General features: G+C 63.6%; 15 protein-coding genes. 7 read left to right on the top strand and 8 right to left on the bottom strand.

All coding sequences use genetic code 11. From position 1 onward, the window contains the following. Positions 1-111: 111 nt before the first annotated feature. The 8 genes from J2X44_RS02320 to J2X44_RS02285 form a co-directional block, all read right to left on the bottom strand. A complete protein-coding gene (locus J2X44_RS02320) occupies positions 112-489 on the bottom strand; it encodes a hypothetical protein (protein ID WP_037553298.1) in 378 nt (125 codons plus the stop codon). After that, the gene (locus J2X44_RS02315) at positions 486-953 is read right to left on the bottom strand and encodes a DUF411 domain-containing protein (protein ID WP_223181175.1); all 468 of its coding nucleotides are present in this window, start codon (positions 951-953) and stop codon (positions 486-488) included. Before J2X44_RS02315 ends, J2X44_RS02320 begins: the two co-directional genes overlap by 4 nt. A 58-nt stretch (positions 954-1,011) precedes the next feature. Next, positions 1,012-1,401: a DUF305 domain-containing protein gene (locus tag J2X44_RS02310; protein WP_310088311.1), complete on the bottom strand. Its 390-nt coding sequence runs from the start codon at positions 1,399-1,401 to the stop codon at positions 1,012-1,014. 92 nt (positions 1,402-1,493) lie between these two features. After that, positions 1,494-2,717, bottom strand: a complete 1,224-nt coding sequence (locus J2X44_RS02305) for a copper resistance protein B (RefSeq protein WP_310087672.1) — start codon at positions 2,715-2,717, stop codon at positions 1,494-1,496. Further along, a complete protein-coding gene (locus J2X44_RS02300; RefSeq protein ID WP_310087671.1) occupies positions 2,714-4,555 on the bottom strand; it encodes a copper resistance system multicopper oxidase in 1,842 nt (613 codons plus the stop codon). The genes J2X44_RS02305 and J2X44_RS02300 overlap by 4 nt, the downstream gene beginning before the upstream one ends. Positions 4,556-4,668: 113 nt before the next feature. Then, entirely contained in the window at positions 4,669-5,253 is a 585-nt protein-coding gene (locus J2X44_RS02295) for an RNA polymerase sigma factor (RefSeq protein WP_003046398.1), read from the bottom strand. Then, on the bottom strand, positions 5,250-5,687 hold the full coding sequence (locus J2X44_RS02290; protein ID WP_003046401.1) for a periplasmic heavy metal sensor: 438 nt from the start codon (positions 5,685-5,687) through the stop codon (positions 5,250-5,252). The genes J2X44_RS02295 and J2X44_RS02290 overlap by 4 nt, the downstream gene beginning before the upstream one ends. Before the next feature lie 2 nt (positions 5,688-5,689). Continuing rightward, positions 5,690-5,956: a hypothetical protein gene (locus tag J2X44_RS02285; protein WP_003046403.1), complete on the bottom strand. Its 267-nt coding sequence runs from the start codon at positions 5,954-5,956 to the stop codon at positions 5,690-5,692. Positions 5,957-6,150: 194 nt separating this feature from the next. Here J2X44_RS02285 and copC point away from each other — a divergent pair, with 194 nt between their 5' ends. The 7 genes from copC (at position 6,151) to J2X44_RS02250 (ending at position 12,870) form a co-directional block, all read left to right on the top strand. Next, positions 6,151-6,483, top strand: a complete 333-nt coding sequence (gene copC, locus J2X44_RS02280) for a copper homeostasis periplasmic binding protein CopC (RefSeq protein WP_231732871.1) — start codon at positions 6,151-6,153, stop codon at positions 6,481-6,483. A gap of 6 nt (positions 6,484-6,489) precedes the next feature. After that, entirely contained in the window at positions 6,490-7,458 is a 969-nt protein-coding gene (gene copD, locus J2X44_RS02275) for a copper homeostasis membrane protein CopD (RefSeq protein WP_003046408.1), read from the top strand. Between the two features lie 32 nt (positions 7,459-7,490). After that, positions 7,491-8,180: an AraC family transcriptional regulator gene (locus tag J2X44_RS02270; protein ID WP_003046411.1), complete on the top strand. Its 690-nt coding sequence runs from the start codon at positions 7,491-7,493 to the stop codon at positions 8,178-8,180. Positions 8,181-8,317: 137 nt separating this feature from the next. Next, entirely contained in the window at positions 8,318-8,995 is a 678-nt protein-coding gene (locus tag J2X44_RS02265) for a class I SAM-dependent methyltransferase (protein ID WP_003046415.1), read from the top strand. 166 nt (positions 8,996-9,161) lie between these two features. After that, complete coding sequence (locus tag J2X44_RS02260; protein WP_310087664.1) at positions 9,162-11,483, top strand: heavy metal translocating P-type ATPase; 2,322 nt, start codon at positions 9,162-9,164, stop codon at positions 11,481-11,483. A gap of 52 nt (positions 11,484-11,535) precedes the next feature. Further along, positions 11,536-12,012, top strand: a complete 477-nt coding sequence (locus J2X44_RS02255) for a DUF4440 domain-containing protein (protein WP_037553291.1) — start codon at positions 11,536-11,538, stop codon at positions 12,010-12,012. Between the two features lie 264 nt (positions 12,013-12,276). After that, positions 12,277-12,870 (top strand): cytochrome c, encoded by a 594-nt coding sequence (locus tag J2X44_RS02250; protein WP_223181176.1) that lies wholly within the window; start codon positions 12,277-12,279, stop codon positions 12,868-12,870. The last annotated feature ends 82 nt before the right edge of the window (positions 12,871-12,952 follow it).

Here is a 12,952-nt window from a genome sequence, read left to right as displayed (position 1 = left end):
GCGGCATCGAGCAGCGCCCGACCGCGCGGCATGCCGGGCGCGGCGATGCCGGACACTTCGCGCAGCTTGTCCTCGACCGCCCGGGCGACATGCCGCGTCGGCACATGCTCCTTATTTTTTGTCCATATCGTGCCCGGCATGAGGATCGGGTTCGGGTTCGACAGGTTTCGGCGCTTCCGGCGCGGCCTTTGCCCGCGGCGGCACAGCGGCCTTCGCGGCGGGTTCTTGCTTGGGGCGGGATTTCTCCGGAGGCATCGCTTCTTCGGTCGGCGCCGCCGGGGCAGACGCGGCGGGCGGCTCGTCCGCTACGGGCATGGTCTCGACCATTGCGGGCGGCTCACCGGCAGTGACCTCACTCTGTTCCGGTGTGACGTCGCTCTGCTGCGCGGGCTCAGTGCCGCATCCTGCCAGAGCAAATATCAGCGCGGCGGCGCTCGCTAGGGGAATGAATCTCGTCATATCTGTCTCCTCTTCGTGTCGGCAGGTCATGCGCGGAATTCAGAAACCTTGCCGTCGCTGCCGAATGCCATCACTTCGAATGCGTCCGCGCTTCCGTCCGGCATTTCCATTCCCGGAGAACCGCGCGGCATGCCGGGCACGGCGATTCCGCGAATGTCGCGTGGCTTGTCGTGGAGGAGTCTCGCAACATGCCGCATCGGCACATGACCCTCGATCGCATAGCCGCCGATCACGGCCGTGTGGCACGACGCCAGCTGGCCAGGCACACCATATCGCGTCTTTACGGCGGCCATGTCAGCGCGGTTCTCGACAGTCACATCATAACCGGCCTTGCGTGCGATATCCGCCCAAGCTTCGCAGCAGCCGCATTCGGGATCGCGATAAACGAGCATTCGCTTGGGGCTGGACGTCTCGGCGCCCGGCGCGGGCGCCGCGCCATTCTTATCGCTGGTCGCCGCCGGGCCCGAGGCAGAATTGCATGCCGCAAGCGCCATCCCCGATCCGACCGCAATCAGGCCGAAAAGATGACGGCGCGTCATCAGATTTTTCATGTCATTTCCTCGCGAGAATGGATTTCATCTGTTCGATTTCGGTCGCCTGCCCCGCGATGATGCCGCGGCAGAGTTCGCGTATCTCGGCATCTTTGAGAGAAGCCTGTTCACACATGAGGATCGCGCCCGAGTGATGCGGGATCATCGAACGCAAGAAGGCCGTGTCGCCGATCGTCGTCTGTGTCCGGATGAGCCCGAAGCTCCCGAAGAAGGCAACTGCCGATCCCAGCAGCAGGAACGTATTGAGACGTTTCGACGGGAACATGCCCGGCATTGCGACGATCATCAGCACGACCATCGGCGAGACCATCATCAGCGTCATGTAGAGCATGTTGAGATTATTGTAGAAGCTCGAGAGGCGGTCGATCATGACGAACATCACCAGATACATGATGACGCCGCTGACGATCGTCTGCAGCGCGAGGCTGCGATAGGCTGGTTTCACGGCATTTCTCCTCGACGTGTCGCCACCCCGCGAAACTTCTAGAACCAGGCCCGCACCCCCATCACGAAGCTGACGCCGCTCGCATCCTCGCCCGCGGCGCGGGCAAAACGCGCGGTATCGCCGACCTTGCGCGCCCATTCGACGCCGACATAAGGCGCGAATTCCTTCACGACCTCGTAACGCAGGCGAAGCCCGAGCTCGAAATCCGAAAGCCCCGAACCAACGCCGGTCTCGGGGACATCCTGAAGCGCAAAATTGAACTCGGCCCTCGGCTGCAAAATCAGCTTCTGGGTAATACGCTGGTCGTAATAGCCTTCCAGTCGCGCGAGCAGATCACCCTTGTTGGATAAAAACAAGGCGCCCTCGACTTCGAACCAATAGGGCGCGAGCCCCTCGAAGCCGATCGTCGCATAGGTGCGGTCGGGGCCGGGCCCAAGATCCTGCCTGATACCCGCCTGCGCGTTGAAATAGGGTCCGATCGCCCGGCTGTAGAGCGCCTGTACCTCGGCGCTCTCGATGCCTTCGCCGAACACGCCCTCGCCTTCGCTCTTGATCGTCAGCCGGTTAATGTCGCCGCCGTACCAAGCCTCACCGTCCCAGCGGAACCCGTCGCGGCCCTTGCGCGCCTGATATTCGGCAAGGTTGAAGCTGATGAAAGCGATGGTCTGCGCACCATTCTCTTTCATCATGTCGTGGCGCGAATGCTCCATTTCGGCTTGGGGATAAATGCGATCGGCATACCAGTCGCCGGGAGGCGCAGGCGCGGTAGCATCGCCCGGCGGCAAGTCGGTGCCGCTGGCGCCGCTCATCGTCGCCATGCCTTCCATTCCGGCCATGGGGTCCGCAGATCCGCCCTTCGGGGTGCAATGGCCCATTTTGGCATGTTCGGGCGGACAATCGGGATCGGACGGCGCCGCCGTGCCATGATCCATCGCGTCCATGTCAGAAGCGCCCTTGCCCGAAGCCTCCGCCTCGGGCGTACAATGACCCATCGCCGCATGTTTGGGCGGGCAGGTCGAAGTTTTGGGCTCCATGTCCATGCCCTGCATGCTCCCATGGTCCATCTGCTCCATCGACCCTTCGGCCGGCGCTTCGGGCGCGGGCTGCGCAACCGGCGCTGGCGTCGGCGTTGGCGTTGGCGAAGGAGCAGATGTTGGCGCAGGCGCCGCACCATGCATCGAATGATCCATCGACTGCGCCGCGGCGGGCACAGCAAAGGCAAGCGGGGCGATACCCGCGAGGAGAAGCGCGACCCGGGTCATTCGCCGTCTCCTTTCGGACGGACGCTGACGACGCGCATCATCCCGGCGTGCATATGATAGAGAAGATGGCAGTGGAACGCCCAGTCACCGAGCGCGTCAGCGGTGAAATCGAAGCTCGCGGTGCCGCCCGGCTGGACCAGCACCGTATGCTTGCGCGGCGAACGATCGCCCTTCCCCGTGACCAGCTCGAAAAAATGGCCGTGCAAATGGATCGGGTGGCTCATCATCGAATCGTTGATGAGGTTGATCCGCACGCGCTCTCCCTCGATGAAGGGGATGGGCTCGTGATAGTCGGACATCTTGATGCCGTCGAACGACCACATGAAGCGTTCCATATTGCCGGTCAGATGGATGTCGAGCGAGCGCGAGGCGGCGCGGGTATCGGGGTTGCGCTCGAGCGCGACAAGGTCATGGTAGGTCAGCACCTTGTGCCCGACATTCTCCAGTCCCTGCCCCGGCTCGCCCATGCGATCCATCGGCATCGGCGAGATCGTCTGAACGCTGGGATCGCGCTTGACCTGCGGCGCGACACTGAAGTCGCGCATGCTGTGCTGCATGCCTCCGCCAGATCCATGATCCATGCCCGCCATCGCGCCGCTTTCCCCCGCTGGCGTACAATGGCCCATCTTGGCATGTTCGGGAGGACAAGAAGGGTCGCTCGCCGGCATGGGCATGGCGCCCATATCGCCGCCCGAATGGTCCATACCCGCCATCGCGCCGCCCGACATGTCGCCCATGCCCATGTCCTTCATGGTCGCGAGCGGCCGTTCGCGGAGCGGCGGCACCTCGGCGACCATGCCGGCGCGCGGTGCGAGCGTCGCGCGTCCCATGCCCGAGCGGTCATTGGCCTCGGCAACGAGCGTATAAGCACGGTCCTCGACCGGGGTCACGATGACGTCATAGGTTTCGGCGACCGCGATCTGGAACTCGTCGATTTCGGTCGGCACGACATTGAGCCCATCAGCCTGGACGACGGTCATCCTGAGGCCCGGGATACGGACGTTGAAGATCGTCATCGCCGACGCATTGACGATGCGCAGGCGTACCCGCTCGCCGGGGCTGAAGAGCGCGGTCCAGTTGTCGCGCGGACCATGGCCGTTGACGAGGAAGGTGTAGGTCGAACCATTGACGTCGGCGACGTCGGTCGGGTCCATCCGCATCTTGCCCCAATCGATCCGCTCCTTGAGCGGTTGATCCTTGCCGGCAAGCAGGCCCGCCAGCGTCTGGCGCTGCATGTTGAAATGGCCGGGATTGACCTTGAGCTTGCGGAAGATCGCCTCGGGCGACAATTGACTGTGGTCGGACAGGACGACGACATGCTCGCGGTCGTAGCCGATCGGGTCGGCGCCCGCGGGATCGATGACGATCGGGCCATAATGGCCGAGCTGTTCCTGAAGCCCCGAATGGCTGTGATACCAATAGGTCCCCGATTGAACGACCGGGAATTCATAGACAAACTTCGAGCGCGGCTTGATCCCGGGGAAGCTGACGCCGGGCACGCCGTCCATCTGGAACGGCAGGATCAGGCCGTGCCAGTGAATCGAGCTGTCCTCGTCGAGATCGTTGACGACGGTGAGGCGCGCGTTTTGTCCCTCCTTCAGCCGGACGAGCGGCGCGGGCACGGTGCCGTTGATCCCGATCGCGCGACTGACCTTGCCGTCGATGCGCATCGTCTGGCGCGCGATGCGCAGCGTTATGTCATTGCCGGATACGGTCGGAAGCGGCGCGGTGATGCCGGACGACACCGGCTGGGCCCAGGCCGGGAACCATGCGGCCATCGCCGCAGCAGCCCCTCCACCCAAAGCTCCACTGACGAACCGACGCCTTTCCATCTGCATATTCTTTCCGACCGTTACTGACTGTTCCTAAAGCTATACGCAGGCGGCACGCCTGCCCCTCAATAAAAATGCCGGACGATGAGGAGATGCCGCCTGAACGAGCGGTCGAACCCTCAACCCTCGGCGCTCGCAGATGTTCCCGCGAGCAATTCCCGGAGCCTGGTCCGCGCTCGATAGAGGCGCGTTTCGACTGTTTTCTCGCTGACCCGCAAAATGACCGCTGTTTCGGCCTGGCTGACCTCGTCGACACCGCGGAGGAGCAACACTTCGCGCAAATTCTGCGGCAGCTGATCGATCGCCCCGCGAACCCTGGCGAGCTCTCGCCTGTCGGTCGCCGCGGAATCGGGCCCAGGACCATCGCTTGCTACGTGATGCGCATTTTCGAGCGGGAGCGCGCGGGAGAAAAAGGCGCGCACCTTTCGCCGTCGTGCCCAGTCGCGACATTTGTTGAGCGCGATACGGGCGATCCATGTGCGGAAGGGGCGTTCGCCATCATAGCGATCGAGCGCCGAAAAGCCGGAGACGAACGTCTCCTGCGTCAAATCCATCGCCTCGTCGGCATCGCCGATCTGCTTTACGATGAGCCGGTAGACGCCCGTTTTGTAACGGCGCAGCAACTCGCGATAGGCGTCTTCGCGGTGCGCGCGCGCAAAGGCCGCCAGATCCTGGTCGCTACATTGCGATAGGTCGGCGCTCACCGCGCATCGGCGGTCAGCGCCTTGACCACGCTTTTGTCGAACATTTCCGCTTGATCGGGGTTGAGAACCCCGCGCATCGCGAAGAGATGCTGGAGCGTTTCCTTCTGCAATGTCCCCATCACCTCATGCGTCTCGTCGATCGCCTCGGTGACGCGCGGTCCATAGCCATGCTCGGCTTCGATCGCCTGCGCGAGCCGGACATTGGCGGCGCGCATCTCGAGTTCGAGCGCCTGGCGGCGACCGGCGAAGTCGGCTTCGATCCGCTCGAGTTTCTTTTCCTGCTCCGGGGTCAGGTCGAGTTGGCCGTGGAGAAGCGCATGAAGTTCGGTTTCGCTGGCTTTGGGCGCATCGGCTACCAGACGGCCGATGAACACGCCGGCAATCGCCGCGGCGAAGGCAATGAGCCCCAAGAGAAGAAGACGGCGCGACGGCATCGCTACTGTACATCCAGCAAGGTGGAAGGCACCAATGCGCTAGGCGGGCCGAATGGGGTCAGGGGGCTTGCCGCGACCGCCGGCTGGGAAATCGCACTCCCCGCAAAGACACCGCCGCCGAGCGAGACAAAGGCCGCGAGCGCCATCAGGCGGCGCATCGCTACCGCTTCGCGCCGGCGGATCGCCAATGCGCCCATGATGCGATCATCGAGCGCATCGAGCGCTGCGGGCAGATCGATCCTGTTCAAAATGCGAAGCTCCTTATCCATCGATCGTCTCTTCAAACCTTTCCATCATTGTACATACGCGCCGAAGCGCCTCACCCCTCACACCAGAATATTATTCCGGAATATTTGAGGGCCATGCCGATATCCTGCGTATTAGCAGGACAGACACGCATTTGGAGGTGTTCATGTTCAAGTCTCTTCTCCCCTCTGCAGCGGCGGCTTTCGCTCTGCTTCTCATGCCGGCCACGGCAAGCGCGCACACCAAGCTCGTCAGCTCGACGCCCGCCGCCAATTCGACCGTTTCGAAGGTCACGTCGGTCAATCTTCAGTTCAACGAAAAGATCGTCGCCTCGACCCTCAAGACCGAGCTGGTCATGACCGGCATGCCCGGCATGGCCAATCATGCCCCGATGAAGGTGCCTTACTCGTCGATGATGGGCAAAGAGGGCAAGTCGGCGATGCTGATGCTCAAGCGGCCGCTGACAGCCGGAACCTACAAGGTCACATGGTCGGCGGCGGGCGCTGATACCCACCGCATGGGCAGCGAATTCAGCTTCACCGTAAAGTAAAAGACGGTGGGGGACCCCGTTCTGATCGGCATCAGGTTCGCACTTTATGCGGACCTGATGCTCATCGCCGGCCTTGCTGCGTTCCCGCTTTTTGCGCTGACACGGAGCGAACGCCTTGCGCCGCAGTCGATGATGGCCTCGATCTGGCGCGCAGAGCGATGGCTCTGCGCCGCCGGACTGCTTCTCTCCATCTTGGGGATGGGCGTGCTCGCGGCTTCGATGCAGGGTGTGGGGCTCCTCTCCCTGGAACTCCAGCCTTTTTGGGACCTTGTTCGCGAGACCGAGGTCGGCACAGCCTGGGTCTACCGGAGCGCAGCGCTGCTGCTCGCGCTGGGAGTCGCGATCTGGATGGTCCGCTGGCCGACAACTTCGGCCGCCGTACTCGCGGCCGCGGGCTCGGTGGCCGTCGCGAGTCTGGTCTGGTCCGGCCACGCCGGCGCGACCGAAGGCGCCGCAGGCACCGTGCACCGGATCAGCGACATCTTGCACCTGATTGCAGCGGCGGTCTGGATCGGCGCGATCGGCGCCTTCCTGATCCTGATCTCACCACGTCGTGTCCGCGAATGGCCGGGCGGACTCCAAATTGCGGCGCGGAGCCTCGATCAATTCTCGCGCGTCGGTACGATCTGCGTCCTCGTCATCGCCGCCACCGGCCTCGTCAACAGCCAGATGATCGTCGGCGCCGAGAATCTCGGCCGTTCCCTCGGCTCGCCCTATGGACAATTGCTTCTCGCCAAGCTTGCGCTGTTCGGACTGATGCTGGCGCTCGCGGCGGCGAACCGCTGGCGGCTGACCCCGGCGCTCGCGGCCGCCGTCCCGGGGACCGATACCGACAATGTCGACGCCGACCCCGACCTCGCGATTGCAGCCATGCGCAGAAGCCTCATCATCGAAGCGTCGGCCGCGCTCGCCATACTCGCGCTGGTTGCCTGGTTCGGTACGCTCGAACCCTTCGTCACCGCCGATCCGGTTTGACCCCAAGCACCGCCTCTTGGTCGGGTTCGATCATGCTCGGGACCGGCTGGGCGCTCATTGACGCGCGCATCGGGAGCAGCCGTCCCCATAACCATGTGGCGCACCAGATCAGCCTCGCCATCGAACGCGACCTCGAAATTTCCGGTGATGCCGACCTGATAGTTCCCGCCGGACACGCCATTGCGATAGCGTCGCATGTCCGGCACCGCCTCGGGCCGCCGGGCGCCCTCGTGCGGTCATTTTATCTCGACCCGCTTTTTCGTGCCGGCACCCGGCTGTCCGCCGGATCGGCGCCTGTCCTGTTGACGCCGATAGAGACAGCCGGACTAGGTGACATCGCAAGCGGCGCGGACGCGAAGCGCTGGGCGTCCGACTATCTCGACCGCTCGCAGGCGCGTCCGGTGGATGCCCGCCTGTCCGAAGTGCTCGCGGCCCCTGACGATTTGTCGACCGCGCGCGCCTTGGCCGACGTCGCCTGCCTTTCGCCCTCGCGCCTCCGCGAAATCGTCAGCCGCGACTTCGGCGTGCCTCCGGCCAAATTGCTGCAATGGCTCCAGCTTCAACGCGCCGTGCGGACGCTGGTCGGCGGCGGAGGTCTTGCCGACGCCGCGGCGGCGGGAGGCTTCGCCGATCAGTCGCACTTCACGCGCCGCTGCGCTCAATGGCTAGGCGTGACGCCTTCGGCCGGCCTTAGTGCCTTCGCGTTCGAAATCGTGCCCTGAGCCGGATGCGCCTCGCACCGCGTCGCCCCGGCGAAACATTCAAGACTGCCGCGCCTGTTTGCCCTTAAGCGTCTCGTCGAGACCGGCGATTGCGGCCGCAATCCGGCGGCAAGCCAAAGCGTCGAAAGGAGACGGCCATGCCCGACCCGAAACCCGTAGCAAGATCCTACACGCCAGCGGCAGGATATCACTTCCTGACGCCCTTTTATGATTTCGGCGTCGCGGTGACAACGCGCGAGCGCGTGTGGCGCGACCGTCTCGTTCGCCATATGGCGCTCGGCGAGGGTGACGTCATTCTCGATATCGGCTCGGGTACGGGAAATCTTGCGCTGGCGATCGCTCGCCATAGCCGGGACGTCCGCTATCTTGGTTTCGACCCCGACGAGGCAGCGACGCGAATTGCCCGAACGAAGACCGCGCAGATTGTTCCACCGCCGGAGTTTCGAGTTGGCTTTTTCGCGGCTTCGGCGATCGATGACTGGCCCCCGCCTGCCAAGATTGCGATCTGCCTCGTCCTTCATCAGGTCGGGCTTGAGGAAAAGGCACGTCTGCTACGCGAGGCCCGGCAGGTGCTCGCGCCGGGCGGCAAACTCTATGTTGCCGACTATGGGGAACAGCGCAGCCGCCTCATGCGGTTGTTGTTCCGCCTCACGATCCAGCAGCTCGACGGCGTCCAGGACACCCAGCCCAACGCCGATGGATTGCTCCCGGTGCTGATGAGAGAGGCAGGCTTTTGCGATGTTCGCGAGCTTGAGACGTTCCGCACGCCAACCGGTGCGATCGGGATCATCGAGGCCCGAAAGCCCGGGACCTGACGGCACGGGGCAAAGAAAATCCAAGGGATAACCGCTCTTCTTGCGTATCGATAGAAGCGGCTCCATTCTGGAACCGCCAGGAACGACGCCAACGGCGAACTCGACCGGTGGCGTTTGGACCGCCCCGCCGCGAGGCGGGCATCCGACACATACGGGAGCGGCGGCGATGCACGATCATCAGGGCGCAGAAAAAGGCAGCGGGAGCACGACTGATCCGGTCTGCGGCATGATGGTCGATCCGGCCACCACACCTCATATCGCGACGCATAGCGGCAAGCATCACTATTTCTGCAGCGCAGGCTGCCTCGCCAAATTCGAGGCCGATCCCGATCTTTATGCCGCAAAACGCGAGCCGGCCGCAGCCGATGCACCCGAAGGCGCCATCTGGACCTGCCCGATGCATCCCGAGATCCAGCGCGCCGGCCCCGGAAGCTGCCCGATCTGCGGCATGGCACTCGAGCCCGTCATGCCGACAGCATCGGGCGGCCCCAGCGAAGAATATCGCGATATGCGGCGGCGCTTCTGGATCGGGCTCCTTCTCGCACTCCCGGTGGTTGCGCTCGAAATGGGCGGCCATCTGACAGGCCTCCACCAATATGTCGGCCGCCAGACGAACAACTGGGTCCAGATGCTGCTCGCGACCCCCGTCGTTCTATGGGCGGGCTGGCCCTTCTTCGAGCGCGCCTGGCTCTCGATCCGCAACAAGAGCCTCAACATGTTCACCCTCATTGCGATGGGGACGGGCGTTGCCTGGGGCTACAGCATGATCGCGGCGATTCTCCCGCAAATCTTCCCGGCAGCCTTCCGCGCCGCCGATGGCTCGGTCGCGGTCTATTTCGAGGCCGCCGCGGTCATCACGGTGCTGGTGCTACTCGGGCAGGTGCTCGAACTCAGGGCCCGCGAGACGACGAGCGGCGCGATCCGCGCGCTCCTTGACCTGACACCGAAGCTCGCCCGGCGCGTCCGCAGCGATGGAAGCGACGAGGAGGTAGCGCTCGAGGAAGTCGCGGTCGGCGACATGCTGCGCATCCGTCCGGGCGAAAAAGTCCCCGTCGATGGCATCGTCGTAGAAGGCCGCGGCACGGTCGACGAATCGATGGTCACGGGCGAATCGATGCCGGTGACCAAGGCGGCCGGGGCGGCGCTGGTCGGCGGAACGATCAATCAAACGGGCGGCCTGCTCATGCGCAGCGAGAAGGTCGGGCGCGACACGATGCTCGCGCGAATCGTACAGATGGTCGCCGATGCGCAGCGCAGCCGCGCGCCGATCCAGCGTCTCGCCGATGCCGTTTCGGGCTGGTTCGTGCCCGGCGTCATCGTCGTCGCCATTGCCGCTTTCGTTGTCTGGTCGCTTCTGGGCCCCGTGCCCGCCATGGCCTATGGCCTTATCGCCGCCGTCTCGGTGCTCATCATCGCCTGTCCCTGCGCGCTCGGCCTCGCGACGCCAATGTCCATCATGGTCGGCGTGGGGCGCGGCGCCGAAGTTGGCGTGCTGATCAAAAATGCCGAGGCGCTTGAGCGGATGGAGAAGGTCGACACGCTCGTCGTCGATAAGACCGGGACGCTGACAGAAGGCAGACCCTCGGTCGTCGCCATCGAAGTCGCCGAAGGGTTCGAGGAAAACGACCTCCTCCGGATTGCCGCGAGCCTTGAGCGCAGCAGCGAACATCCATTGGCCGCCGCAATCGTCAAAGCGGCGGAAGACCGCGCCCTCGCGCTCGTCGAGCCATCGGGAGTCGACCAGCCGGTCGGCAAGGGCATCGTCGGGGTCGTCGACGACAAGGCGATCGTCCTCGGCAATGCGAACTTTCTCGAAGAATATGACGTCGATCTGGGCGCACTCGCCGAGGCGGCTGACCGGCTTCGTACAGACGGTGCAACGGCGATCTACATCGCGGTCAGCGGCAAGGCGGCCGGCGTCATCGCCATCGCCGATCCGGTCAAGGAGACGACGGGCGACGCACTCGCGGCGCTGCGCGAAGCCGGAATCAAGGTCATCATGCTAACCGGCGACAATCGCGTCACCGCCGAGGCGATCGCGCGGCGCCTCGGCATCGACGACGTCGAGGCCGATGTCCTCCCCGACCAGAAGAGCGCGGTCGTGCAGCGGCTGCGCGAAGAGGGCCGGATCGTCGCCATGGCCGGCGACGGGGTCAACGACGCCCCCGCGCTCGCCGCCGCCGACGTCGGCATCGCGATGGGCTCGGGAACCGATGTCGCCATCGAAAGCGCGGGTGTGACGCTACTGCGCGGCGACCTTCTGGGCATCGTGCGGGCGCGGCATCTCAGCCATGCGACGATGGCGAACATCCGTCAGAATCTCTTCTTCGCTTTCGCCTATAATGTCGCCGGGATTCCCGTCGCTGCGGGCGTGCTCTATCCGATTTTCGGACTATTGCTCTCGCCGGTCATTGCCGCCGCTGCAATGGCACTCTCGTCCGTCAGCGTCATTGCCAATTCTTTGCGGCTGCGCTTTGCCAGAATCTGATCGAAACCACGGGAGGCACTCGTGAAGTGTCGGCACAACAAGGGGAAATGATATGAGACGACTGACGATTACAGCAATCGCATTGGCCATGCTGGTGGCCGTCCCGGCTCAGGCGACCGAGCCTGCGGATTTTCAGGGCGCGGCGGCAGCGCTCGCGCAGTATAAATCGGCGATGGAGAAACTGGACCTGACCGGCGTCGAGGCCCTCTTTTCGCCAGACGCCCAGATATTCGAATCCGGCGGCGTTGAAGGGAATTTCGCCCACTATCGCGACCATCACCTGGGTCCCGAACTCAAGGAATTCAAATCCTTCACCTTCCGCAATTACAAGATTTCGGTTCGCGGCGAAGGAAATATCGCGATCGCAACCGAGACCTACAGCTTCTCGATTGTGCTCGCGAGCGGCGAGACCATCGAACGGGATGGCGTCGCTACGAGTGTCCTCAAACAGGACAACGGAAAGTGGCAGATCTTCAATCTCCACAGCTCCTCACGCAAGCCGAAGGTGCGACCGGCGGGTGGCAGCTGAGCGGGCAAAAAAGGGGCTAGTCCTCACGATCTCTCCGAACCCACACCTAGCAGGACGCATGAGCCCGAGCGGGTGTGGGCACCCTGAAATGGCTCGTCGCGGCAAGTACGGAAACGCCTGCCTCGTCTGTGACAAGGGCAAAGCTGTTGGGGTGCGTATCATCTGTTGCACAGCCGCCGCATTGCGTTCGGCTGCAAAGCTCAAGGCCTGTTATGCGGGAGATAGATAATGGAGCGATTTCGAACTTTCGATTTCCGAAAGCATATGCCGAGCGTGACGTTCACGCTGCTGGCGGTTGCCCTGATAGCGGGCGCGGGTGCGATCACCGTCTATCTCGGCCTATATAATATAGCGGCCGATGCCCCCCATAACCGGCTGACTTACAGCGTCATCGAAACATTCAGGGAGAAGTCCATCGCAGCGCGATCCGGATCGATCGCGGTGCCGGCAGATTTGGCGGCTCCGGCGCGGATCGCGTCGGGCGCAGGTCTCTATACCGAGATGTGCAGCGGCTGCCATCTCGCGCCCGGGATGGAAAAGACCGAAATGAGTCAAGGGCTGTATCCGCAAGCGCCCGTCTTGTTCAAAGGTTCGGAACGTTCGGCTGCGGAGCAATTCTGGATCATCAAGCATGGCATCAAGATGACCGCCATGCCGGCCTGGGGGAAAACGCATGATGATCGTCTCATCTGGGATATGGTCGCGTTTGTCCGAAAACTCCCTGGCCTGTCGCCGGCACAATATCAGGCTATTACGCAGAATGCGCCAATGGACCATGACGCGATGATGAAGGGCATGACAGAGGCGGAAGGCGCGAGTCAGAAACCAAGCGGAGCGGGCGAACACGCAGGGCACTGAGGTCGTCGACAATTATGCAGCGCCGGGCGTGAACGGGCTCGTTTCGACCTTCCATTCCCGCCCACCTTGCCGGTGGGACGGA

Source organism: Sphingopyxis sp. BE259 (assembly GCF_031457495.1).
Classification (GTDB): Bacteria; Pseudomonadota; Alphaproteobacteria; order Sphingomonadales; family Sphingomonadaceae; genus Sphingopyxis.
The sequence above is the reverse complement of the archived record's forward strand: the minus strand, read 5'-3'. Positions and strand labels throughout refer to the sequence as shown.